Genomic DNA, 26545 nt, shown 5'->3' with positions numbered 1-26545 from the left:
AGCTTCATGGAGTCGAGTTGCAGACTCCAATCCGAACTGTGATAATGTTTGAAGATTCGCATCCTGTCACCAGGTAGCTGCCCTCTGTCATTACCATTGTAGCACGTGTGTAGCCCAGGACGTAAGGGCCGTGATGATTTGACGTCATCCCCACCTTCCTCGCGGTTTGCACCGGCAGTCTCTCTAGAGTCCTCAGCTTAACCTGTTAGCAACTAAAAATAGGGGTTGCGCTCGTTATAGGACTTAACCTGACACCTCACGGCACGAGCTGACGACAACCATGCAGCACCTTGTAAGAAGTCCGAAGAAATGTCTATCTCTAAACAATGCATCCTACATTTAAGCCCTGGTAAGGTTCCTCGCGTATCATCGAATTAAACCACATGCTCCACCGCTTGTGCGGGCCCCCGTCAATTCCTTTGAGTTTCAATCTTGCGACCGTACTCCCCAGGTGGGACACTTATCACTTTCGCTTAGTCACTGAACTTGTGCCCAACAACTAGTGTCCATCGTTTACGGCGTGGACTACCGGGGTATCTAATCCCGTTCGCTCCCCACGCTTTCGTTCATCAGCGTCAGTATATACGTAGTAGACTGCCTTCGCAATCGGTATTCTATGTAATATCTATGCATTTCACCGCTACACTACATATTCTATCTACTTCCATATAACTCAAGACTAACAGTATCAAAGGCAGTTCAACAGTTAAGCTGCTGGATTTCACCTCTGACTGATTAGCCCGCCTACGAACCCTTTAAACCCAATGATTCCGGATAACGCTTGGACCCTCCGTATTACCGCGGCTGCTGGCACGGAGTTAGCCGGTCCTTATTCGTAGAGTACCGTCAAATGATTACTCGTAACCACGTTTCTTCCTCTATAAAAGAAGTTTACAACCCATAGGGCAGTCATCCTTCACGCGGCATGGCTGGTTCAGAGTTGCCTCCATTGACCAATATTCCTCACTGCTGCCTCCCGTAGGAGTCTGGTCCGTGTCTCAGTACCAGTGTGGGGGATCTCCCTCTCAGGACCCCTACTTATCGTTGCCATGGTAAGCCGTTACCTTACCATCTAGCTAATAAGACGCATAGCCATCATAAACCAATAAATCTTTAAATATAATCTGATGCCAAATCATATCGCCATGGAGTATTAGTCTTCGTTTCCAAAGGGTATCCTCCTGTTCATGGTAGGTTCTATACGCGTTACGCACCCGTGCGCCGGTCGTCAGCAAATAGCAAGCTATCCCTGTTACCCCTCGACTTGCATGTGTTAAGCCTGCCGCTAGCGTTCATCCTGAGCCAGGATCAAACTCTTCATCGTTATTTTTTTACAGCTCTCACTGCATATTTAGACGATGCTCAAAAAAATCTCATGATCTAGTCATGTAATTTACGCTCTAATTTACGCTGTCAATTTCAAATTTCTCAATGAACTTTGTCACATAGTGACTTTATCTCTTAGCTGCTTCGCTAAGCGGATGCAAATATACTAACTTTATTTAATCCCAAACAAATAATTGTTGATTTATTTCTAAATCTTTTTTTTTACTTGTTTGTAAAGGATATGCTCCTTTATTAAATGCTAGATAATGTATTTGATCTTATCCCTTTATAACTCGAATACTTCTCGCTACTAAGGGGTTGCAAACATACGCATATTTTAATGTTTTTACGTAGTTTTTTCGTGAAGTTTTTGTCTCTTTTTTAGTGCGTTACTAGTCAGGGGGTTAATATGGATGGTTGGTGGTTGGTCGTTGGTCGTTGGTCGTTGGTGGTTGGTGGTTGGTGGTTGGTGGTTGGTGGTTGGTGGTTGGTGGTTGGTGGTTGGTGGTTGGTGGTTGGTGGTTGGTGGTTGGTGGTTGGTGGTTGGTGGTTGGTGGTTGGTGGTTGGTGGTTGGTGGTTATAAGTTTAAGAACTTTGACATTATTGAGATGTGTTTATGGTGTTATGTTTTGATTATATATTCTCTGTCTTTTATCTTTGGTAAACTTTACTCTTTGCGTTAGGGATAGTAGCGGCATCCTTTTACGGTCAGTTTGAGTGAATTTATGGAGTGAAACGGAATAAATTTGTATCGAAAACTAGTAAAAGATATAGCGAATAGCCCGACCCACAAGGGGAACGCCCTAAATAACTACACAACAGATATTATAATGATTCTCTGTCTCTATTTTATTTAGCTTGATTGGTAAGTGTGATTGAATATCGATAGCGAGTATCTACTATGATTGATACTTGCTTTTCAGAAATACTAATAAAATTGAGATGTTTAATACACAACAAATGAATCTTGGAAAATGTTACTTGTGGTACTATTTTTAATCAGATTTTAGCAATATGATATACGTTTTACTTGTTGTAAGAATAAATTATTTCTTTCACGTTGGTATGTAATATATCCTTAAAATTACCTTCCCAACTTAAGTGGTAAATGATTATAAAAAAAGCCTCTAAGTTACTAGAGGCTTTTTACTATTTGTATTGACATAAGTAGGAAGTTTGTGTAGAAACTTTTACTTGAAATTTTTCGTTAGCGTCAATTTGGTATGCTTGTCCTGCTTTGTATGTTTCCCATTCTGAAGAGCCTGGTAGTTTCACTATCATTTCACCTTCAATAACGGTCATTGTTTCGTGCTGGCTTGTTCCAAATTCGTACTCTCCAACTTCCATAACTCCTAGAGTTGATTTTCCCTTTTTTGTTTCGTATCCCAATGATTTAACATTACCATCGAAATATTCGTTAGCTGATATCATTTTTTGTATTAATATTGATTGTTTATATTTTGCTAAAATAACGATTAGTTATTAATAGTAATCTCTTTGAGAACTTTAAAATTCTAAACATTTCGAATCATCCTCTTAGAGCTTACATCAATAAAAAAACCTCGATAGTTATATCGAGGTTTTGTATTATGTTAAAAAGAATATGTTACGATTCTTGCTCTCCTTCTTTTAGAGGTACTGTTTGCATAATGTAGTCTTCTCCAAAAATGTATTCCCCATTTTCATCAACTTTACTATAATCATAAGGCCAACGGTGAACTTCTGGGATTGCTCCAGGCCAATTCCCGTGGATATGTTCTACAGGGGTTGTCCACTCTAAAGTTGTAGACCTCCAAGGGTTCTGTGAAGCTACCTTTCCTTTGTAAATACTCATAAAGTAGTTTACTAAAAATACAATTTGCGCTATCCCTCCAATAATGGCGAACACAGTCATTACTTGGTTGATGTTTGCTAAGTCGTCAAACAATGGGAAGTTGGTGTTTGTATAGTATCTACGTGGCAAACCTGCCAATCCGATAAAATGCATTGGGAAGAAAACTCCGTATGCTGCGATAGCAGTAATCCAAAAGTGTACGTATCCCAAAGTTTTGTTCATCATTCTTCCATACATTTTAGGGAACCAGTGATAAATACCCGCGTACATTCCGTAAATGGCAGATACTCCCATTACTAGGTGAAAGTGTGCAACTACAAAATAAGTATCGTGAACGTTGATATCCAAGGCTGAATCTCCTAAGACAATCCCTGTTAGTCCTCCTGTGATAAATGTAGATACTAATCCGATTGAGAACAACATTGCTGGATTGAACTGTAAATTACCTTTCCATAAAGTAGTAATATAATTAAAAGCTTTTACTGCTGATGGAATTGCAATTAATAAGGTTGTAAAGGTAAATACTGATCCTAAAAATGGATTCATTCCAGAAATAAACATATGGTGACCCCAAACGATTGTAGACAAGAATGCAATAGCCATAATAGATCCAATCATTGCACGGTATCCAAAAATTGGTTTACGTGAATTTGTTGAAATGATTTCGGAGGTTAATCCTAATGCTGGTAATAATACAATATATACCTCTGGGTGACCTAAGAACCAAAACAAGTGTTCAAATAATACAGGTGATCCTCCTTGGTAGTTTAATACTTCTCCACCAATAAAAATATCTGATAAGTAGAACGATGTTCCAAAACTTCTATCAAAAATCAACAATAATGCTGCAGAAAATAATACAGGGAAGGAAACTACACCAATAATAGCTGTAATGAAGAATGCCCACATGGTTAATGGCAATCTTGTCATTTTCATTCCTTTTGTTCTTAAATTTAAGATAGTGACAATATAGTTCAAGGATCCGATTAATGATGATGCAATGAATATAGCCATAGATACTAACCATAGTGTCATACCCGTTCCAGAACCTGGAATTGCTTGTGGTAACGCGGATAATGGTGGATAGATTGTCCAACCCGCAGAAGCAGGTCCTGCTTGTACAAACAATGAAATTACCATAATTACACTAGACAAGAAGAACAACCAGTAAGAAAGGCAGTTCATAAATCCAGAAGCCATATCACGAGCCCCAATTTGCAATGGAATTAATAGGTTTGAAAAAGTTCCACTTAAACCAGCAGTTAATACAAAGAATACCATGATAGTTCCATGTATAGTTACTAGTGCTAAATAGATGTCTGGCTTCATAACCCCAGCTTCTGATTGAAAACGCTCTGGTAAAAATGCTTCTATAATAGAAAACGAATGCTCTGGCCAAGCTATTTGAAGCCTAAATAATAGTGACATTAGAACTCCAATAATTCCCATGATCATCCCAGTTACTAAAAACTGCTTTGAAATCATTTTGTGGTCATAAGTAAATAAATACTTTGTTACGAAAGTTTCTTTATGATGATGTTCTGACATAATAAAATTTTTCTTTTTGTGATTCTAAAAAACAGTGATTAAAATAATTCTTTAGCTGTTTTCTGTTGATTTAACCAAGTTAAATAGTCTTTTTCAGACTCAACAACTATTTTCATTTGCATGTTGTAGTGAGAGGCTCCACAAATTTTGTTACATAATAATAAGTAATCAAATTCATAAGCTTCATCACCATTAGCTATTCTAGCTTTATTTACACTCGCTACTTTTCTAATAACATCTTTTTGTTGACGCATTTCTTCGGTAGTAAACTTCGGTGTAAATCCAAATTCAGTAATCATTCCAGGAACACAGTTCATTTGAGCTCTAAAATGAGGCATATATGCAGAGTGTAGAACGTCCTGAGATCTGAACTTCATTACTACTTTTTTACCTACTGGTAAGTGTAATTCTCTCACAGGAATGTCATCTGCAGACTTGGCATCAGACATATCAATACCAATCGTGTTAGCACCTCCTAGAAATCTCACATTTCCTCTACCTAATTCGTTATCTCTACCCGCATAACGAGCCTGCCAACCAAATTGTTTAGCGTATACTTCTACTAATATTGCTTCATCTCCTTCTAAGTCAGTAACCTCATTCCAAATGTTTAAACCATACAATATTAAGGCAGCTAAAACAATTGTTGGAATACTTGTCCAAACCAATTCTAACTTATGAGAATCCGCAAAGAAAGTTGCTTTTGTTCCTTTAATCCCTCTGTATTTATAAGAGAAAAAGTATAGTAAAGCTTGCGTTAAAAACTGTACAACACCAATTAACCAGAACGAAATTCTATATAAATTATCATATTCTTCTCCTTCTACTGATGCAGCATCTGGTAACATGATATCTTGTAAAAAGATCAAACAGTATCCCATTAATAAATAGAAACCTATTAAAAAGATTAAGAATAATTTACCTTGTAAATTATTGTCTTTTTCTGTGGCGATTGGATTGTCGTAATCTTCTAAATTTTTAACAGTTTTACCTGCTTTTAAGTCGCTAATTAAAGCTTTGTATGAAAGTAACTTGTTTACTTGCCATATTCCAATAGCAAAGGCAACCGCTACGAAAAAATAAAATAATGCTAACATAATTTTGTTTTAATTTTTTGCAAATGTAATGATATATATATTATTAATAATGGAAGTGTTCGCTTTCGTGTAAGAAAGGATTTCCTTTTGCAATTAATGGTGCTTTACTTATTGTTGTAAATACAGCGTATATAAACAATCCTAAAAAGAACAGTACACTTGAAATTTCAGCAATTCCGAATCCCCATTGATCTCCTACTGTAGCAGGCATAATCATTACAAAAACATCTATATAGTGACCAATCAAAATAATAGTTCCAACTCCTAATACTATTTGAGGAATACGTTTGAAATCACTATTTACTAGTAATAAGACAGGAATAATGAAATTTAAAGGAATCATTCCTAAGAAAACTAATTTGTAATCTTCGAAACGCTGAACAAAATAAACTGTTTCTTCTGGCATATCTGCATACCATATCAACATAAATTGTGCAAACCATAGGTAAGTCCAGAAAATTGAAAATCCGAACATAAATTTAGCCAAATCGTGTAAATGACTATCGTTTACTACTGCTAAATATCCTTTAGATTTTAAGTAAACAGTAACCATTGCTATAACAGTTAAAGCAGAAACTAAAGCTGTAGCCAAAACGTACCATCCAAATAAGGTTGAGAACCAGTGTGGATCTAATCCCATAATCCAATCCCATACAGACATAGATTCTGTGAATAAGAAAAATCCTAAAAAGGCAACTCCAATTTTATAGTTTTTGTGATAATTTGTTAAGTCTTTAGCAGTGTCTTGAGCTAATGAGTATTTTCTATTTAGTAAACGGAAAACATTCCATCCTACTAAATAAATAACACTAAATATTAGCCATCTTGGTGTGTTTAACCAACCTGATTTATTAGCTATTAATTGATCGAAGTTAGCTGATTCTGGGTCCGTAACTCCTTCTCCCATCCATACAAATAAGTGATTGGCATGAAAAGCAGTTAAAACGATAAAAATCAAAAAGATAATAGAAATATAAGGTAAGAAACCTGCAATCCCCTCCATAACTCTGAACAGAACAACTGACCATCCTGCTTGTGCTACTCTTTGAATATTTAAGAAAGCGAATACAACAATCGTTACAAAAGTAAAGAAGAACAACGCTACAAAAAATGCAGCCCATGGTCTATTTTGTAATTGGTGAAGTACGTGTGCTAAGTGATGTTCGCTCTCGTGACCGTGACCTGCTTCTGCATGATGAGCTTCTCCATGCTCAGTAGCATGTCCTTTGTCATGACTATCGTGTGCATGGTTTTCATGTCCGTGAGCTTGTGTTGTATGAGTATCTTGATGTGAAACTTCTTTAGTAGCATTTTTATCACTGTAGTGAGAATCATGCGAACTATGAGATGCTTGATGCGCTAATATTTCTGCTACTTCAGCTTCCGAACTTGGTGCAGATACAAAACCTATAACAATACCTATAAAACCTATTACCATTAGTGCAATAGCAGATATTTTTAATTTACTTGAAAATTGATACATAATCTATCTAATTGTTTGGTAATTATTTTAACAAGTTATTTCTTAACTCTAGAACGTGTTTAACAATTAACCAACGTTCTTTTTCATTTAACTGAGAAGCGTGAGACCCCATCATGTTTTTACCATGCATAATTACGTGGTAAATACTTCCTTCGGTAATGTCTCTGTCTTTGTAATTAGGTATTCCTAAAAATTTTTCGTTCTTCACTAAAGCTCCTTGACCGTTTCCTTTGTTACCATGACAAACAGCACAATACATAATGTATAATTTTTTACCATTATCGCTGTCTAAATCCTCAACAGTTAATGGAGATTTTAAGTTTTGTTTGGCATCTTCGTAACCTTCATTAGTATCTGGATATTCGTAAGGGACGTGTCCTCTTGCAATAGTACCTTCTACAGGCTTTTGAGCTTCAGTTCCATTCGCAAAAACTTTACTCTCAGCATAAGGCTCTCCAGCAACAGACTCGTACATGTCTGGCATGTATTGTAAGTTACGCTTTGTGTTATCGCATGAAGTAAACATTAAGGTTACTACTGCTATTATGGCCGTAATTTTAAATAATCTACTCATGTTTATTAGTGCTTATCAATTACTTTAATCTCAACAGCGTGGGTACTCATTAATAATGCTGTTAATTCTTCTTCGTTTTTGTGTACTGGAATTTCCATTAGGAAAATATCGTCAGTAGTTCTTGGATCTGGATTTTCAGCTTCCTTAAAAGGCCATAATCTACTTCTCATAAAAAAAGTAATCACCATTAAGTGAGCTGCAAAAAACACTGTTAATTCAAACATAATAGGCACAAAAGCTGGCATGTTTACAATCCATGAGAAACTCGGCTTACCCCCAATATCTTGTGGCCAATCTTCAATCATCATGTAATTTGTCATCCAAATAGCAAAAGACAATCCTGTTAATCCATATAAGAAAGCACAAACAGCTAAACGAGTATGTGGCAATCCTAGTAATTTATCTAAACCGTGAACTGGAAACGGCGTAAATACTTCTTCAATATGATGATTCGCATTTTTTACTGTTTTAACGGCATCCATTAAAACATCGTCATCATTATATAATGCGTGTATAACTTTATTAGTGCTCATTTTTTCCGTCTCTTAATTGTTTATAATATTCTCCTGAAGATTTCAAAATTGTTTTTACTTCTGCCTGTGCAATTACAGGGAAAGTTCTTGCATATAATAAGAACAATACAAAGAAGAATCCAATAGTACCTACAAATACTCCAACATCTACAAAAGTAGGTTCAAAACGTGTCCAAGTAGATGGCAAGTGACCTTTACTCAATACAATCGCAATAATATCAAAACGCTCAAACCACATTCCTATGTTAATGGCAATGGATACCAAGAAAGAAACAATAAAACTTCTTCTAAATTTCTTAATCCATAATACTTGAGGAATTGCAATGTTAAATAATATCAAAGACCAGAATGCCCATCCGTAAGGTCCTGTGGCAGCACCTACAGACATATACGTGTAGTTTTCGTAAGGAGAACCTGTGTACCAAGCGATAAAAAATTCCGAAGCATAAGCCACAGCAACAATACCCCCAGTTACAATAATTACGATGTTCATATATTCAACATGCAAACGAGTGATATAATTTTCTAAATTAGAAACCTTTCTCATAATCCCTAGTAATGTTTGTACCATAGCAAATCCAGAAAAGATAGCTCCTGCTACAAAATAAGGAGGGAAAATTGTTGAGTGCCAACCTGGGTTAATGGAAGTGGCAAAATCCATAGATACAATAGTGTGTACCGAAAGTACCAAAGGGGTAGCTAAACCTGCTAAAACTAAAGAAACTTCTTCAAAACGTTGCCAATCTTTTGCTCTACCGGACCATCCGAAAGATAACAAAGCATATATTTTCTTCTGAAAAGGTTTAACAGCTCTATCTCGAATCATTGCAAAATCTGGTAATAAACCTGTCCACCAGAAAACTAATGATACGGATAAGTAAGTAGAAATTGCGAATACATCCCATAATAATGGAGAGTTAAAGTTTACCCATAAAGATCCAAATTGGTTTGGAATTGGTAATACCCAGTATCCGTTCCATGGACGTCCCATATGTATTAATGGAAACAACCCTGCTTGGAATACTGCAAAAATTGTCATGGCCTCTGCAGAACGGTTAATAGCCATTCTCCATTTTTGGCGGAATAAAAGTAATACAGCTGAAATTAAAGTACCAGCATGACCAATACCTACCCACCATACAAAGTTAGTAATATCCCAAGCCCATCCAATGTTCTTGTTCAATCCCCAAACTCCAATTCCTGTTCCAATAGTATATAATATACAACCTACACCCCACAAAAATGCAATCAATGCAATTGTAAATGCTATATACCAGTTTTTATTTGCCTTACCCTCTATAGGTTTCACAATATCCATTGTGATATCGTGGTAACTCTTTTCCCCTAAAACTAAAGGTTCTCTAATGGGTGCTTCGTAATGAGACGACATATAATTAATTTTAAATTTTAGTTATTCCTTTTAAGCTTCGTTTGTGTTTCTAATTTTAGTTTGATAAACTACATTGTTATCAGTTCCTATGAACTCTAACAATCTATATGCACGTTTATCAACACGTAAACTAGTTACTTCATCTTCTGGGTTATTGATATCTCCAAACTTAATAGATCCAGTAGCACAAGCACTAGAACAAGCTGTAGAGAATTCGTTGGCGTCAATAATTCTACCTTCTTTCTTAGCCTCTAAAATAGTGTATTGTGTCATTTGAATACACATAGAACATTTTTCCATAACCCCTCTAGAACGCACAGTAACATCTGGGTTTAACACCATTTTACCTAAATCGTCATTCATATGGAAATCAAACTCATCGTTATTATTGTATTTGAACCAGTTGAAACGACGAACTCTGTAAGGACAGTTGTTTGCACAGTAACGAGTACCTACACATCTGTTGTATGCCATTTGGTTTTGACCTTGACGACCGTGAGAAGTTGCAGCCACAGGACATACAGTTTCACAAGGTGCATGGTTACAGTGCTGACACATTACTGGTTGAAAAGCTACTTGAGGATTGATAGTTTCTGGAGTTTCTAAAGCCTCATATACAGAAGCATCATCTATAGAAGATGCCTGGTTGATTGACTTGTTTGCAGAACCTGCATCTCCCTCAGAAGTATAGTATCTATCAATACGCAACCAGTGCATATCTCTACCTACACGTACTTCGTGCTTACCAACAACTGGTACGTTATTTTCTGCATGACACGCAATCACACAAGAACCACATCCTGTACAAGATGTTAGATCTATATTTAAGTTAAAGTGATGACCTATAGATCTATCGTGATCTTCCCATAAGTCAACCTTAGTAACATCAACTTCTTCGTGTTTTAGAGATACTTCTGGTCTTGGATTCCATTCTTCTGGATGACCATGCTTATATTCTTCTAAACTTGTTTCTCTTAAAATATCGTGACGTCCAGCAATGGTATGTTGTAATTGCTCACATGCAAATAAGTGCTCTCCACCTGCATTAGCAACAGTAGCTATTTGAGTTCCCCCAAAGGCAACTGCGTAGGCATTAACCCCCACTTTCATTTCGTCCTTTAAAGCTTTGGTCTTACCATAACCGTAAGATAAAGCTAAAGTTCCTTGAGCTTGACCTGGCTGTATTAATACAGGTACATTTTCTATAGCAACACCATTTACAGTTATGTTAGCATACTGTCCGTTAATAGCTCCATTGTCTTGAACAGGATTTGTAAACTCCAATCTATCAGCATCCGCTTGAGAGATTAACAAGTAATTATCCCATGAAGCTCTCGTTAATGGGTCTGGCAATTCTTGTAACCATGGATTGTTTGCTTGTTGTCCGTCTCCTAAAGCTATAGAAGAATACAACACCAATTCAAATTCTCCTGTTTTTACAGTTGATTTTAATTCGTTAGCAGCTGCAGCTACATCAATTCCTTTTGCTGATAATGCTGTGGCGTTAATGCTAGCAAAACCATCATGTAAGGTCTTGTTCCAAGATTTGTCACCTACTACGTTAGCTTTAGCATAAGCAGATAAGTAATCGTAATAAGAAGTTGACTGACCTGTCCACGCTAATAAACAATCTTGAAATTGCTGCGTATTGAACAATGGCTTAATAGTAGGCTGTGTTAAACTATATTGATCAGCAGTCATCTTTACATCCCCCCAAGCTTCCAAATAGCTAGGTGTAGGTAAAGCGTATTGAACTTCATTAAGCGTTTCATCTTCGTTAGATGAAAAACCAACTGTTAATTTAGTTTTCTTTAATCCTGCTTTAAAACCTGCTGTATTCGCTAAAGTATAAACTGGATTTGTATTATAAGTAATTAAAGCTCCTACCTTTCCTACTTTCATATCAGCAATCAAGTCGGCAACTTTAGCATCGCTTCCCTTTCTTACAAACTTTACATTCGTAGCGTCTAATATTTCAGAACTTAAAAAGTTGTTAATTGCCAATGCGATTAACTGAGCATTTTTGTCTTGAATTCCTGTAACTACAACAGCTTTACTTCCCGCTTTCTTCAACTGAGCTGCTGCTTGTTTGATAGCCGCATCTTCTGGAGTTTTTTTAGAAGGTAAGTTTTGTCCTGTTACTGCGTTGTATAAGTTGATTAGTGCATAAGACTGCTCAGAAGGTTTTAATACAATACGCTTGTCTGCGTTTGCACCAGTTAAAGAATAGTTGGCTTCAACTTGAATATGACGAGAGAAGTTTCCAGCTTTTACGTCTCTACCAGCAGCATAAGAAGCTTCAAAACCTCCTCCTTGCCAATCTCCTAAGAGATCTGCTCCAATAGACATGATTACTTTAGCCTCTTCTAATTTATAGTTAGGCAATGCTCTTTCTCCGTAAACTTCTTCAAAAGCATCTAAAGCCGCAGATTCGGAAATAGCATCATACACTACATGAGAAACGTTGTCGTATTTTTTTGCGAACTCCGCAATCAAAGCATCTGTAGATGGACTTGCTAAAGTTCCCGTTAAAAAAACAATTTTTTCTCCAGACTCAGAAATCTTTTCTAATTGTGCTGTAATTTTTGCATTTACATCCGACCAAGAGGCTGTATTACCTTTTATCTTAGGTCCTTGTAATCTTAAACTATCATATAATGATAATATAGAAGCACCCACACGTGCATTGGTAGTCCCCTTTGCTTCTTTATTTGGTAAAATAAAGATAGGACGACCTTCTTTTGTTTTTACTAATACGTTTGCAAAATCAAATCCATCTGCAATAGTAGATGCATAATAATTTGCAATCCCTGGAGTTAACTCCTCTGGCTTTACTACATAAGGAATCGATTTAATTACCGGTCCTTCACAAGCTGCTAATGAAGCAGCTGCTGTTGTAAACCCAACATACTTTAAAAAATCACGTCTTGTTGTACTAGACGACTCTAAAGTTTCTTTATCACCTAAAAACGACTCAGGAGCTTGTCCTTCGTTAAATTCGTTTTGTTCAAGCGAAGCAACAATAGAACTATTTTCATTTAGTTCTTCAACACTTTTCCAGTATTTCTTGTTTGATGCCATGTTTATTTGTTTTTCTATAGTTGATGCTAACTAAAAACTTAGCTTAAATTCTTTAATCTTAGTAATGACACTTACCACACTCTATACCACCTAATTGAGCGATTGTTACATTATCAACCCCATACTTCTTAGATAATTGCTCGTGTATTTTTTTGTAGTATCCGTTTCCTTTGATATTCACTTCTGTTTCTCTGTGACAGTCAATACACCAGCCCATTGTTAATGGAGCATATTGGTAAACCTCATCCATTTCTTGAATAGGTCCGTGACACTTTTGACACGCTACACCTGCTACAGTTACGTGTTGCGAGTGGTTGAAGTAAGCAAAATCTGGCAGATTATGAATACGAATCCATTTTACAGGTTTGGTTTCTCCTGTGTATTTTAAATTCTCTGGATCCCATCCAGCAGCATCATAAATTTTTTGGATCTCCTTATCTAATTCAGCCTTTCCTAAAATTCTTCCGTCACCTAATTTCACTTGTGTCCCTTCAGCAACCTCAGCGATGTTCTTATGACAGTTCATACATACATTTACTGATGGTATTCCTGAATGCTTAGAGTGTTTAGCAGAAGAGTGACAGTACTGACAGTTAATTTGATTTTCTCCAGCATGAATTTTATGAGAGTAAGCAATTGGCTGAACAGGTTGATACTCTTGATCTACTCCTACTGCAAATAAAGCTGTAAAACCGAAATAAACTCCTAAAAAGACCAATACAATTACCGCAGCTATTTTTAAGAAACCGTTGTTGCTTTTAAAGAATACCCACCCAATAAGTGCTAGTAAAACTAATACGACAACAACCGTTGCAATCTTAGATAAGATTTCCCCTGATGAAGAATCTACTTCTTCAACTTGCGCAGCAACAACTGCAGCTCCAGCTTTTTTAGGCTCTCCTAGAGTTGTGTACGCTATAATATCTTCAATTTGCTTATCAGTTAAGAACTCAAAAACACTCATGGCTACACCACCATATTCTTCATAAATTGCTTTTGCCTCAGCATCTCCTGAAGCTCTCAATTTATTATTGTTTTTGATCCACGCTTTAAGCCAGTCCATTTCACGACGTTCAGCCACTTTGTAAAGTGCTGGCCCCGTTGCTTTTTTGTTTAGCTTGTGACACGAAGCACAATGCATGTTAAACAATGCTTTCCCTGCTTTTGCTTGCTCTTCTGTGGGTGTATCTTGTGCAGATAAACTTAAAGAAAAAGAGAAGAAAAGCGCTAGGCTTAACTTTAAAACACTAGATAGTTTTCTGTGTAATTTCACAATTTTCATACAGTTGTATAATAAGTTTTACGTTTGTTCTATCGCAAAAAAAAGTCATTTTTATGAATTATGTCTACTTTTTACGTAGCCACAAAAGTAATATTATGCTTCCAATTGGGGAACAGATATTTGTGTGAAAAAATAATTTATACAAATTCTAAATAAACTTTTGATTTGAGTTAGTTTTTGTACTTTTGTTTTGGATTTTAAACCCTAAGGAATGATTCAAAAATCAATTTTAATTCTTATTATTTCTGTTTTTTTTAACAGCGTAAATACATTACAAGCTCAAAACAAACCTAAAGAACTAGATCGTTTTATAACCAAAAAACGCAACCACAATAAAAATTCTAAGACCGGTTTTAGTGTTGTATTATACAACGGTAATGAAGAAAAAGCTTTACAAACTTACAATCAGTTTAAACAAGCCTTTGATAATATTGAAATGAAGCTCACTTATGTGAGTCCTGATTGGAAAGTTGTTACCTCTCCTTACAAATCTAAGTTAGAAGCTGAAAAAATATACTTGCTGATAAAATCAAAATATCCGACAGCTAAAATTTTATAAGTTAGGAAGCGTACCCAAACAAAAAAATCCGTAGAAAGTTCTACGGATTTTTTTGTTTTATCTACAAATCACTATCGAATTAGCTTTTTATATTTGATACGTTTTGGCATTCCATCTCCACCTAATCGCTTCGTTTTATTCTCTTCATATTCTGAGAAAGATCCTTCGAAGAAATACACTTGGGAATCTCCTTCAAAAGCTAAAATGTGCGTACAAATTCTATCCAAAAACCAACGGTCGTGAGAAATTACCACTCCACAACCTGCAAAGTTTTCCAAACCTTCTTCTAAAGCCCTTAATGTGTTTACATCTAAATCGTTGGTAGGCTCATCTAATAGCAGTACATTTCCCTCTTCTTTTAATGTCATTGCCAAATGTAAACGGTTTCGTTCACCTCCTGACAACAATGAAACTTTTTTGTTTTGCTCTGACCCACTAAAGTTAAAACGGGACAAATAAGCTCTTGAATTCACCATTTTCCCTCCCATCATGACCAATTCTTGTCCATCAGAAAAGTTTTCCCAAATAGATTTATCAGGATCTATGTCTGAGTGGTTTTGATCTACGTAGGCAATTTTGGCAGTTTCCCCTACGACAAACTCACCATTATCTGGGGTTTGTTCTCCCATAATCATTCTAAAGATGGTCGATTTACCAGCACCGTTAGGTCCAATGATTCCTACTATTCCATTTTGAGGCAAGTTAAATTCTAAGTTATCATACAACAATTTATCTCCAAATGCTTTAGCAACTCCCTTAGCCTCAATCACGTTGGTTCCCAAACGTGGTCCATTAGGGATATATATCTCTAGTTTTTCTTCAACTTGCTTTTGGTCTTGGTTCATCAACTTGTCGTAATTTTTTAAACGCGCTTTTGACTTTGCCTGACGACCTTTGGCTCCTTGCTTTACCCATTCTAATTCTCTTGCCAATGTTTTTTGACGTTTAGAAGCTGTTTTTTCTTCTTTTGCTAAACGTCGCCCTTTTTGATCTAACCAAGATGAGTAATTTCCTTTCCATGGTATTCCTTCTCCTCTATCTAATTCTAAAATCCACCCGGCAACATTGTCTAAGAAATATCTATCGTGTGTGATGGCAATTACTGTTCCTTTATATTGGGCCAAGTGATGTTCTAACCAATGCACAGACTCTGCATCTAAGTGGTTTGTTGGTTCATCTAACAACAACACATCTGGTTCTTGTAATAATAATCTACACAAGGCAACACGTCTTCTTTCTCCTCCAGATAAGTTCTTAATAGGAGTATCTCCCTCTGGAGTTCGCAAAGCATCCATTGCAATCTCTAACTTTGTCTCTAATTCCCAAGCATTAGAGGCATCAATTTTATCTTGCAATTCTGCTTGACGAGCCATTAGTTTTTCCATTTTGTCTGCATCAGAATACACTTCTTCTAATCCAAACATATCGTTAATCTGATTATACTCTTCTAGAATTGCAACCGTTTCTGCAGCTCCTTCTTTTACAATATCCATTACCGTTTTATCGTCGTCCAACTTGGGCTCTTGCTCTAGATAACCCACTGTGTATCCGTCTAAAAAAGTAATATCTCCTTGATAATTTTTTTCTTGTCCTGCTATAATTTTCATTAAAGTAGATTTCCCAGAACCATTTAAACCTAAGATTCCAATTTTGGCTCCGTAGAAAAAACTCAAATGAATATTCTTTAACACTTGTTTCCCTGTAGATTGGTAAGTTTTACTCAATCCAGACATGGAAAAAATTACTTTTTTATCGTCTGACATTTTATTGTATTTAATTTTAGAATCACAAAAATAGTTCTTTTTTAATAAAAGTACTTGTTCAAAAAAACTGACACCTTGATTGGTGTCAGTTTTCTTAGATAAAACTCTGCCCTGTAAAATAGCTACTTAAACCATGAATAACTAAAACTTTTTTGAAAGTGAGACAAACCCCGTCACATCAAAGTTCCCCAAACTTCTTTTGTTACGATTAGTATCTGTAACATTTCCAATGATATTAATGGGTGAACTTAACGATACGTCATCCTCCTCTTGGCTGCTTAGCAAATTTGAATGATATTGATATGTATTAAAACTAACGTTGCTGATACTTATTTTAAATGTTATTTCCTCATCAATATAATCATCAACAACGGACAACTCTATGTCCTCATTTTTATTAAAAAACCTATCAGTACTCAACTCTGTAAAACTTTCAACGAGTTGATTGTCTCTAAAAAATTCGAAATGAAATATGTAAAAATTACTCTCCTCCTCAGGATCGTCAAAAACAACCACAATGAGTTCTTCTTCTACCTCTTTTTTTATCTCTTTAATTTCTATCGATGACCTCAATATATCTCTATCCGATTTTAGAATCGTTCCATTCTCTAAAGTAACCTCTATCCAATAACTGTTTCCTATAACAGGGGTAATTTCCTCGGAAGAAACGTAAGTTCCGTTTTGTTCTACAAAAGAATTGGTTACTAAAGTAGCTTTGTCATCTTCATCTTTGGTGAATAAGGAAATATTGGCACCGCTTACAAAATTCACGAGATTACTACTGGTTACGGGTACTGTTTTTTGAATTTTTACAGAGACAAAATCTGTAGTGGTATTAATGGAACCCGATATAAAAATTTGCTCTTCAAATGTGGTTTCGGTAGGAATTTCTTCTACGCAACTCATCAGGCAAAAAAACAATAGTAGTGTAGTATATATGTGTATTTTCATTTTTTTATTTTTTATTATAACGTCTAACAATCATCACTAGGAGTGATTTTAAAATTTAAAATTATAAGTGGCAAATGGGATAGCTCCAGGAATTAAAGAAAACTGCTTGGTCTTTAACATTCCCTCTTCAAAAGAATAACTATTAGAAAAAGCATTCTTTTGCCCGTAGAGATTATAAACTCCAAAACTCCAGCTCCCTTGCCATCTTCGGTTTGCATTTTTTTTGGGATAGCAAGTTAAAACTACATCCATCCGATGCGCATCGGGTAGTCTAAACGCATTTCTATCCGAATACGTTAAAGTAGGTTTACCATTAATCTCAATTTTTCCGTTAGGCTGCGTAACGGGTCTTCCTGTTTGGTAGGTAAAAAAAGTGCCTAGCTTCCATTTTTCAGACAAATTGTAATTGAGCGTAAAATTAAAAACATGAGGACGATCATAATCGGAATTGTAATATCTTCCTTCATTAATTTGCTCAACCGCAAAAGCACTAGTTGTTTTTCTTTTGGTGAGCGAATGTGTGTAATTCATATTCCCCGTAAGTCTCCCAAAGTTTTTATGTGCAGCAAGCTCTAAACCATAGGCAATTCCTTTGGCAGCTACCAAATCGGTTTCTATATTATCTAAACTTTCAAATCTGGCCCCATTTCTATATTCTACAATATTGTTTAACGTTTTGTAGTAAGCCTCTACAGAAAAATTATATCCTTTGTTGGGTGTATCGTAAGCATAACCCGCTGATATTTGATTAACTTCTAAAGGTTTGATATATTTCCCCGAAGACCTCCAAGTGTCAAAAGGTAAAGACAGCGTTGTGTTAGATATTAAATGGATATATTGAAACATTCTATTGTATCCAAATTTGATTGCCTTTCTGTCATTAAAATCATATTTTAAAGCCAATCGTGGCTCTAAACCTCCGTAACTCTTAATGATTTCGTTTTGGTCGTATTTTTTGGTTCCTATGATATTATCTAATGTTTGAGGTAAGTTAGGATTGTAAATAGCTACTTCACCTCTACCCAAATCGGCAAACCAAGAATAGCGTAAACCTGCTTGTAAAGACAATTTTTCCCATTCTTTTTTTACGCTGTAATAAGCAGATAACTCCAGAGCGTTTCCTTTGTCAAATTTAACGTCATCATCAACTAAATTTCCTTTCGGTTTTTCTGGAACAAATTCGTAAAAAGTAGTATTCATTCCAAACTTCATGGTAAGAGTAGGGTCTGCGTAATAGGTGAAATCTGGCTTAAAAATCCAATTATGAATGGACCTATTGGTCCCCAAAGATTGTATGTCTTGATTCGATTCGTCAATTTCTACATTAAACCCAAAATCGTACTTGCTGTAAACTCCAGTGATATTTGCAAAAAGCTTGTCCGAAAAAATATGATTCCAACGTAGGGTTGTGGTTATGTTTGTTAAACTTAAGTCTAAACTCGTATTTTCTTCTTCTCCTTCATCGGCAGAATCTGCTTTAATCACATCTTTCCCCAAAAATGCCGAAGCGTATATTTTATTTTTTTTATTGAGATCCCAAGACAGCTTGGTATTTAAATCGTAGAAGTAGAATTTGCTTTGATCTCCATCAGAAGCTACAGGAATAAAAATATCAAAATACGATCTCCTCCCAGATAATAAAAAACTTACTTTGTCTTTTTTTATAGGCCCTTCTAACGTTAGTCTGGAAAACAACAATCCAACTCCACCTTCCCCCTTAAACCGCTTATTATTCCCATTTTTTTGTCGTACATCTAGCACTGAAGAGGCTCTTCCTCCATACTCAGCAGGAATTCCACCTTTGTATAAATTCACGTATTTAATGGCATCTGTATTGTAAATGGAAAACAAACCAAACAGATGAGAAGAATAATACAATGGAGCTTCGTCCAACAATATCAAATTCTGATCAATATTCCCTCCTCTTACATTAAAACCCGTAGTTCCTTCTCCTACAGCACTAATTCCTGGTTGTGTCAAAACAGCTCTATTGATATCTGGCTCTCCCAAAAAAGAAGGGAGTTTTTTTATTTCTGATGAAGTTAAAGACAGCTTACCTGTCTCAATATTTTTTACTTGGCTTTTATCAGCTTCGTCAGACATAATGACTACTTTGTCTAACTCGTTTAAAAAAGACTCTAACTCTATAGATTTTTGGATATTACTCGTTAAATTTATTTTGATTTTCTGTGAGGTGTACCCTAAATATGACAGGTTAAATACGTAATTCCCTTTGGGTAAAGTGATGGAATAAAACCCATAGTCATTCGTAACAGTTCCTTTTCTCTCTTTCTCCGTAAAAACACTCACTCCCATCAGAGTCTCTCCTGACTCTTTACTGGTGACAACACCACTTAAGGTATATAAATTGTTCTGCTCTTCTTCTTTACTTTTTTTTGATAAAACGATGTATTGTTTTTTAATAATAAACTCAATTTCACTATTTTCAAAAAGAGCTGTCAAAGCATCAGAAATTTGCACATTGGCAACCCGTAAACTGTACTTTTTTGAAACATTTACAATGTCATTATTTAAAACAAACGTGTAGTCTGTTTGTTGTTCTATTTGGTTTATAATAGATTCTAGCGTGCTATTTTGTACGTTTAAAGATATTTTTTTTTGAGAATAACCTTGGAGTATCGAAAAAAAGAAACAAGCAAACAACGATAGTCGTAAAATGTTCCTAGTACGAGGTCCAAATCTTGTCCTGCTGTTTTTTAATCGTAGATTATATGTAGACGATTTTATTTTCATAAATTTGAAATTGTTAATTTATACTGATTTGTTAGATTAGAATTGATTGACGGTTATAGTGGGGAAATTGCACTTTCCTCACTTTTTTTTTATTTAATTATCCACTCATTTGATGTTGTTTTTAAATTGTAATTAAAGTTTTTAGAGTAATTCATCATTTCGAAAATCTCTGCTATTGGAGTCGACTGATCAAAAGATCCTGAGAACTTTGAATTGGCAATAACTTCGTTTTCAAATTTGATATGTATATTAAATTGTGCTCTTAAGTCTAGTGCTATTTCTTTAAACGATTTATTCTTGAACTGGATTTTACCTTGTTTCCATCCAATATTTTGTTCACCAATAGACATCGCAGATTTTATCGCTTTTTTATCATCTCTGTAAAAAACTATTTTCTCATTGGGTATTAAGACAAACTTGGTATCAAAGTGTTTTTCTGAACTCACTTCAACCTTACCTGTAAGCAATTTAGTTTCAGTTACCACACCATTGCTATATGATTTTACATTAAAACTAGTCCCTAAGGCTTTTACAATAATATCATCTAGCGTGGTAACTGTAAAAGGATGTTCTTTGTCTTTGGCTACTTTAAAAAACGCTTCTCCCTTTAGATTTAAAGTCCGAGGGTGTTTTTTTGTGTAAGACAAAGTACTAGATGCATTTAGCCAAACGGTAGAACCATCTGGCAAACTTATTTGCTTTTGCTCCGCATAGCCCGTGGTAACAACAATTGAAGCATACTCAGTAGATACATATTGAATTGCGTAAGTTCCTAATACTGCAATTACCAATATGGCCGCATATTTATAAAACTTACTTAGGGTAGAAGTTTTAGGTTGAACGGTCTTAAAAAATTTATCCTTTGCGTTTTCTAAAGAAGGAGATTTTTGAGGTAAGGTGCGGAGATAAATTGTCTCTATTTCACGAAACAGAGCTTCATCATAATCCGGAGAACTTAACCATTCTTCAACACGTTGGATAGTTTCTGGGTTTGCTGTGTTGGAAATATATGCCCAAAGTTCGGATTTTGTCATTACAAAACGTTCCATAATATCATCGTTCTTGATTATATATAAGACGTTTGTCAATAAATGATACCCTAATAAAAAAAGTGCTTTTTTTTAAAAGTAATCTTTAAGTCCTTTCCTAAAAGCCTCTAAAGCCTTTGAAATATGATGTTCTACCGTTTTTACCGAAATATTTTTTTGCGTAGAAATTTCTTTATAGGTCAATCCTTTCTCTCTAGAAAGTTTAAAAATAGCTTCTGTTTTGGCTTCTAAAGACGTATAAACTTCTTCAATCTGTTCTAGTAACTGCCATTGTTGCTCTATGTCCGTAGACCTATCCGTGCCTAAATTGTATAAATTGTGATGCTTTTCTCTTGTTTGCCTTTTTCTAAAATCATCAATTATTTTATTTTTTAGAGTGGTAAATAAAAAAGAAACAATGGCAGGTTCAGCATCTTTTACATCATTAAAATGATCCCAAAGTTTGATAAACGTTTCTTGAACTAATTCTTCTGATAACATCTCGTTTTTAAGAATAGAAAAAGCGTAGTGGTAAAGTCTTTTATAATTTGTATCGAACAAACTTGAAAACTTGGCTTTTTTAGTAGACTCTAGTGGATGTTGTTTTTTCAAAAGATTAAATGAAATAACTATGATTTTTTTGATAGCACTTGCCAGCTAAATTAAAAAATTATGACAAAAGCTTCTGTTTCTAAGTTTTTTATTTAGTCATCATTAACATAGTATTACTTAAAAATCAATCCAACGTGCCCATCAATCCGTTTTGATAGTCCATAAAAGCTTGCATAGTTTCTCTTCTTGTATTCATTACAAAAGGACCTTCCATCACTACAGGTTCATCTATAGGCTCTCCAGACAACACCAACAGTTTAGAGTTTTCAACTGCTTTTAAACCAATACCACTTCCATCACGACTAAAAGTAACCATGGCTGTTTGCCCGTAACTCAATTTCTCCGAATCATTTACCCATACTTCTCCCTTTATTAAATAGACCAAAGCATCCTGATTGTGGGGTATGTCAACATTTATATCCCCATCTTTTTCCATATCTACCCAAAAAGCGTTTACCGGTGTTTGAGTTTTGATTGCTCCTTGTTTTCCTTGTTGCTCTCCTGCAATTACAGTTAAAACTGCTTTATCAGCAACAATACTTTCCATCTCCTCTATATCAGCTTGCTGGTAATTGGGTTCCATCATTTTTTTATCAGCTGGTAAATTTAGCCAAAGTTGTATTCCTTCTAATTCTCCAGATTTTTCTACAAATTCTGGAGTAGGCCCTTCTGCGTGCAAAATTCCTTTTCCGGAAGTAATCCATTGCACTCCCCCATCCTTTATGGTTTGTATATTACCGAGAGAATCTCTATGCTTTTGTTCTCCTTGAATTAAAAAAGTAATAGGCTCAAATCCTCTATGTGGATGTGCTCCTAAATCAAACGGGTTACTTTGTTTACTAATAGGATAAGGTCCGTAGTGATGTAATAACAAAAAAGGATTTGCTCTTGGTATACTTCTGCTTGGAATAGGTTGTCTTAATTCTATCGGCCCCATCATGGTAAATGGAGAATCACTTATTGCTTTTATGGTGTTGTATTTCATTTTTTGTTTTGTTTTTAATCTCTTATTTTATCTAAGAGTTTATTTAACGCTTGTTGTTCTTGGGTTGTAAGTCGCGATAATTTGCTGTTCAACAAATCAAAAGAAATATGCTGTAGAATTTCTAGTCCCTTTTGAGTAATAGATATGTATATGGCTCGTTTATCGTCATCACTTTTAACCCTTTCTACCAATTGTTTATTACAAAGCTTATCCGTTAAACGGGTTGTGTTAGGAGATTTTTCTATCATTCTCTCTTTCACAACTTTCATTGTAATTGGTTGGTCTGCTCCTCTTAAAATTCTGAGAATGTTATACTGTGCGTTAGATATTTCAAAAGGCTTTAAAATATGTGCTCCCAAATTAGATAAATAGTTTGCTGTGTAACGAATGTTCAACATCGTCTTAACTTCTTCAGACGGAAATTTGGTATTAACTTCTTTAGAAAACGCTCCCATATTTAATGCTCGTTTAATATTTCTTGAAAACTATTCATCAATAAAATAAGTTCTTTTTCAGAGTCATTGTTTGCTATGCTTCCTTCTTTAAAATTATCAAAAAAAGAGGGTAAAGATAAACTCCCTACAACTTTGGCCCCCATATGTGGAAATCCCAGTTTTGCAGTAGCCAATACTGTTGCCCCTCCTCTAGCTCCAGGAGATGTTGACAGTAAAACAACGGGCTTCTGCCCCCAAACTTTATAGTTAATTCTAGAAATCCAATCGTAAGCATTTTTAAAAACAGCTGTGTAGGCACCGTTGTGTTCCGCAAAAGAAATAATATAGCCATCAGCTTGTTGAATATCTTTATTAAATCTTACTGCCTCAGGATGAATACCTATCTCCTTTTCCAAGTCAACACCATACATCGGCAGGTCATAATCATTTAAATCTAAAATTTTAAGTTGAACTTCTTTTAGTTTTTTACCTGCATAGGTTGCCAATTGTTTATTAATGGAAACCTTACTATTGGTGGCTGCTAATATGACTATTTTTTTCATCTTTGTTTTTATTTACCATGGTAAATATACAAATCACCTGCAATTATTTACCATGGTAATAAAAAAGATAATCTTTTAAACTTTCCATCAATGAATAATCAAATCACTAGGAGCAAAAAATCTTAGCGTTTTTGTACATTTGGCATTGCAAAATTCACAACATGGACATCAAATTCAATAAAAACGAAGATCACAATAAGCTTAGCGTTTCAGATTTAAAAAAGAAGCTAGCCAAAGTAGCGTTGGGAGGTGGTTTAAAAAGAATAGAAAAAATACATGCCAAAGGAAAATTAACTGCTAGAGAACGTATCAGTTATTTGTTTGATAAGAATGCTGACGTGATTGAAATTGGTGCTTTTGTAGGTGATAACATGTATCAAGAACACGGAGGCTGCCCTTCTGGTGGTGTGATTGTTAAAATGGGTTATGTGAGTGGTAAGCAGTGTATTGTAGTTGCCAACGATGCTACGGTAAAGGCAGGTGCTTGGTTTCCTATTACGAGCAAAAAGAACTTAAGAGCGCAAGAAATTGCGATGGAAAATAGACTGCCTATTATTTACTTGGTAGATAGTGCCGGCGTGTATTTGCCGTTACAAGATGAAGTTTTTCCTGACAAAGAACATTTTGGTAAAATTTTTAGAAACAATGCCAAAATGAGTAGTATGGGAATTACTCAAATATCTGCCGTAATGGGAAGCTGTGTGGCTGGAGGTGCTTATCTACCTATTATGAGTGATGAGGCTTTGATTGTTGATAAAACCGGAAGTATCTTTTTAGCGGGGAGTTACCTGGTAAAAGCCGCAATTGGTGAAAGTATTGATAATGAAACTTTAGGTGGTGCTACCACGCACTGCGAAATATCTGGAGTTACCGACTACAAATCTAAAGACGACAAAGATTGTTTAGATACTATTCGTAACATTATGGATAAAATTGGTGATTTTGACAAAGCAGGTTACAACAAAAAAGAAGCTGTTGCTCCTAAAGAAAATCCCGAAGAAATTTATGGAATTTTACCCAAGTCAAGATCCGATCAATACGATATGAACGACATCATTCATCGTTTGGTAGATAATTCCGAATTTGAACCTTATAAAGATCAATACGGTGAAAGTATTATTTGTGGTTATGCTCGCATAGAAGGTTGGGCAGTTGGAATTGTAGCCAATCAACGAAAAGTAATCAAAAACAAAAAAGGAGAAATGCAATTTGGTGGGGTCATTTATTCTGATTCTGCTGATAAAGCCACACGTTTTATAGCCAATTGTAATCAAAAGAAAATCCCTTTGGTATTTTTACAAGATGTTACTGGCTTTATGGTGGGTAGTAAAAGTGAGCATGGTGGCATTATTAAAGATGGGGCTAAATTGGTGAATGCCGTAGCTAACTCTGTAGTTCCCAAATTTACGGTAGTGATTGGGAACTCTTATGGAGCAGGAAATTATGCCATGTGTGGTAAAGCTTTTGATCCTAGGTTGATATTTGCTTGGCCATCTGCCAGATTAGCTGTAATGGGTGGTGCTCAGGCTGCTAAAGTATTAGCGCAAATAGAAGAAGCTACTTTAAAAAGAAAAGGAGAAGAAATTACCCCTGAGAGACATGCGGAAATCTTAAAAAATATTGAAGACAAGTACGATAAGCAAACCTCTCCTTACTACGCAGCTGCTAGATTATGGACTGATGCAGTGATAGACCCGTTAGATACTAGAAAATGGATTGGTATGGGAATTGAAGCTGCCAATCACGCTCCTATAGAAACTCCTTTTAACTTGGGAGTAATACAAGTATAATTTAAAACTTGTACTAGAATACAAAAAACAATAATTTTACGTCACTTTATAATTAACGAAAGAAATGGGTAGAGCATTTGAATTTAGAAAAGCAAGAAAAATGAAACGTTGGTCTGCAATGGCTAAAACCTTTACAAGAATAGGAAAGGACATTGTAATGGCCGTTAAAGAAGGAGGACCAAACCCTGAAACTAATTCTAGACTTCGTGCTGTTATTCAAAATGCAAAGGCAGCTAACATGCCTAAAGATAATGTTGAAAGAGCTATTAAAAAAGCCTCAGACAAAGATACTGCTAACTACAAAGAAACTCTATTTGAAGGCTACGCTCCTCATGGTATTGCCGTTGTAGTAGAAACTGCTACAGATAATAACAATAGAACAGTGGCAAATGTGCGTGCTGCATTTAACAAATGTGACGGAAACTTAGGAACTTCTGGTTCCGTTGTTTTTATGTTTGATCATACTTGTAATTTCCGTATCAATGCTGAAGCTAAGGAAATCGACTTAGAAGAATTGGAATTAGACTTAATGGACTTTGAGGTCGAGGAAGTTTTTAAAGACGAGGATGGTATTTTAATCTATGGACCTTTTAATCAGTTTGGAGCCATCCAATCTTACCTAGAAGAAAATGAATTAGAGATTTTATCTTCTGGATTTGAAAGAATACCAACAACTACTACAGAACTAAACGAAGAACAACAAGCAGATGTAGAAAAGTTATTGGAAAAATTAGAAGATGAAGATGATGTACAAAACGTATATCATTCTATGGCATAAGTTAATACAAATCGTCAACTTAAAGCACCCTCTAGGTTTTTAACTTAGAGGGTGCTTTTTTTTATATTTAAACTAAGTCGTTTTAGCTCAATCTAAATGATAGTTTAACAACCTCCATCGATTTATATAAGATGTACTAGTAATATTTATAATATAGTACAATCCCTAGCTATATTATA

Annotated in this window: 21 protein-coding genes and 1 rRNA gene (1 of these 22 cut by a window edge); 4 read left to right on the top strand and 18 right to left on the bottom strand. The window is 35.4% G+C overall.

What is annotated here, in order from left to right; all coding sequences use genetic code 11:
* Positions 1-1324 (bottom strand): 16S ribosomal RNA (locus ACXGQW_RS09120) (it extends 199 nt beyond the left edge of the window).
* A gap of 415 nt (positions 1325-1739) precedes the next feature.
* Here ACXGQW_RS09120 and ACXGQW_RS09115 point away from each other — a divergent pair.
* Positions 1740-1910, top strand: a complete 171-nt coding sequence (locus ACXGQW_RS09115) for a hypothetical protein (protein WP_457822161.1) — start codon at positions 1740-1742, stop codon at positions 1908-1910.
* A 566-nt stretch (positions 1911-2476) separates the two neighbouring features.
* Here ACXGQW_RS09115 and ppnP read toward each other — a convergent pair.
* From ppnP to ACXGQW_RS09070, 9 genes are all read right to left on the bottom strand, one after another.
* Positions 2477-2758 (bottom strand): pyrimidine/purine nucleoside phosphorylase, encoded by a 282-nt coding sequence (gene ppnP, locus ACXGQW_RS09110; RefSeq protein ID WP_457822159.1) that lies wholly within the window; start codon positions 2756-2758, stop codon positions 2477-2479.
* Positions 2759-2933: 175 nt separating this feature from the next.
* Complete coding sequence (locus ACXGQW_RS09105) at positions 2934-4709, bottom strand: cytochrome c oxidase subunit I (RefSeq protein ID WP_457822156.1); 1776 nt, start codon at positions 4707-4709, stop codon at positions 2934-2936.
* A 38-nt stretch (positions 4710-4747) separates the two neighbouring features.
* Positions 4748-5806: a cytochrome c oxidase subunit II gene (locus tag ACXGQW_RS09100; RefSeq protein ID WP_457822154.1), complete on the bottom strand. Its 1059-nt coding sequence runs from the start codon at positions 5804-5806 to the stop codon at positions 4748-4750.
* A 43-nt stretch (positions 5807-5849) separates the two neighbouring features.
* Positions 5850-7289 (bottom strand): quinol:cytochrome C oxidoreductase, encoded by a 1440-nt coding sequence (locus ACXGQW_RS09095; protein WP_457822152.1) that lies wholly within the window; start codon positions 7287-7289, stop codon positions 5850-5852.
* Positions 7290-7311: 22 nt separating this feature from the next.
* Positions 7312-7863 (bottom strand): c-type cytochrome, encoded by a 552-nt coding sequence (locus ACXGQW_RS09090; RefSeq protein ID WP_457822150.1) that lies wholly within the window; start codon positions 7861-7863, stop codon positions 7312-7314.
* Positions 7864-7868: 5 nt separating this feature from the next.
* Positions 7869-8396, bottom strand: coding sequence for a DUF3341 domain-containing protein (locus tag ACXGQW_RS09085; RefSeq protein WP_457822148.1), 528 nt, complete (start codon positions 8394-8396; stop codon positions 7869-7871).
* Positions 8386-9786, bottom strand: coding sequence for an NrfD/PsrC family molybdoenzyme membrane anchor subunit (nrfD, locus tag ACXGQW_RS09080; protein WP_457822147.1), 1401 nt, complete (start codon positions 9784-9786; stop codon positions 8386-8388). Before nrfD ends, ACXGQW_RS09085 begins: the two co-directional genes overlap by 11 nt.
* Before the next feature lie 30 nt (positions 9787-9816).
* Complete coding sequence (locus ACXGQW_RS09075; RefSeq protein WP_457822145.1) at positions 9817-12867, bottom strand: TAT-variant-translocated molybdopterin oxidoreductase; 3051 nt, start codon at positions 12865-12867, stop codon at positions 9817-9819.
* Positions 12868-12925: 58 nt separating this feature from the next.
* Positions 12926-14149: a c-type cytochrome gene (locus tag ACXGQW_RS09070; RefSeq protein WP_457822143.1), complete on the bottom strand. Its 1224-nt coding sequence runs from the start codon at positions 14147-14149 to the stop codon at positions 12926-12928.
* A gap of 211 nt (positions 14150-14360) precedes the next feature.
* Here ACXGQW_RS09070 and ACXGQW_RS09065 point away from each other — a divergent pair, with 211 nt between their 5' ends.
* Positions 14361-14708 (top strand): hypothetical protein, encoded by a 348-nt coding sequence (locus ACXGQW_RS09065; protein WP_457822141.1) that lies wholly within the window; start codon positions 14361-14363, stop codon positions 14706-14708.
* 71 nt (positions 14709-14779) lie between these two features.
* Here ACXGQW_RS09065 and ettA read toward each other — a convergent pair whose 3' ends face one another.
* The 8 genes from ettA to ACXGQW_RS09025 form a co-directional block, all read right to left on the bottom strand.
* A complete protein-coding gene (ettA, locus tag ACXGQW_RS09060; protein ID WP_457822139.1) occupies positions 14780-16471 on the bottom strand; it encodes an energy-dependent translational throttle protein EttA in 1692 nt (563 codons plus the stop codon).
* A gap of 141 nt (positions 16472-16612) precedes the next feature.
* Entirely contained in the window at positions 16613-17422 is an 810-nt protein-coding gene (locus ACXGQW_RS09055) for a hypothetical protein (RefSeq protein WP_457822138.1), read from the bottom strand.
* Positions 17423-17470: 48 nt separating this feature from the next.
* Positions 17471-20176 carry a carboxypeptidase-like regulatory domain-containing protein gene (locus ACXGQW_RS09050; protein WP_457822137.1) on the bottom strand — a complete coding sequence of 902 codons (2706 nt, stop codon included), beginning with the start codon at positions 20174-20176 and terminating at the stop codon, positions 17471-17473.
* Between the two features lie 89 nt (positions 20177-20265).
* Positions 20266-21225, bottom strand: a complete 960-nt coding sequence (locus tag ACXGQW_RS09045; protein ID WP_457822135.1) for a FecR family protein — start codon at positions 21223-21225, stop codon at positions 20266-20268.
* Positions 21226-21297: 72 nt separating this feature from the next.
* Positions 21298-21816, bottom strand: coding sequence for a sigma-70 family RNA polymerase sigma factor (locus ACXGQW_RS09040; protein ID WP_457822133.1), 519 nt, complete (start codon positions 21814-21816; stop codon positions 21298-21300).
* A gap of 124 nt (positions 21817-21940) precedes the next feature.
* Positions 21941-22801: a pirin family protein gene (locus tag ACXGQW_RS09035; protein ID WP_457822131.1), complete on the bottom strand. Its 861-nt coding sequence runs from the start codon at positions 22799-22801 to the stop codon at positions 21941-21943.
* Positions 22802-22815: 14 nt separating this feature from the next.
* Entirely contained in the window at positions 22816-23256 is a 441-nt protein-coding gene (locus ACXGQW_RS09030) for a MarR family winged helix-turn-helix transcriptional regulator (RefSeq protein WP_457822129.1), read from the bottom strand.
* Positions 23257-23258: 2 nt separating this feature from the next.
* Positions 23259-23798 carry an NADPH-dependent FMN reductase gene (locus ACXGQW_RS09025; protein ID WP_457822127.1) on the bottom strand — a complete coding sequence of 180 codons (540 nt, stop codon included), beginning with the start codon at positions 23796-23798 and terminating at the stop codon, positions 23259-23261.
* A gap of 161 nt (positions 23799-23959) precedes the next feature.
* Between ACXGQW_RS09025 and ACXGQW_RS09020 the strand changes: the two genes are divergently transcribed.
* Together ACXGQW_RS09020 and ACXGQW_RS09015 are read left to right on the top strand one after the other, a co-directional pair.
* On the top strand, positions 23960-25588 hold the full coding sequence (locus ACXGQW_RS09020; RefSeq protein WP_457822125.1) for an acyl-CoA carboxylase subunit beta: 1629 nt from the start codon (positions 23960-23962) through the stop codon (positions 25586-25588).
* Positions 25589-25652: 64 nt separating this feature from the next.
* Complete coding sequence (locus ACXGQW_RS09015) at positions 25653-26366, top strand: YebC/PmpR family DNA-binding transcriptional regulator (RefSeq protein ID WP_457822123.1); 714 nt, start codon at positions 25653-25655, stop codon at positions 26364-26366.
* Positions 26367-26545: the final 179 nt, after the last annotated feature.

The organism is Wenyingzhuangia sp. IMCC45533 (assembly GCF_054111225.1).
Note: the sequence above shows the minus strand (reverse complement) of the source record. Positions and strands in the feature narration are given on the sequence as shown.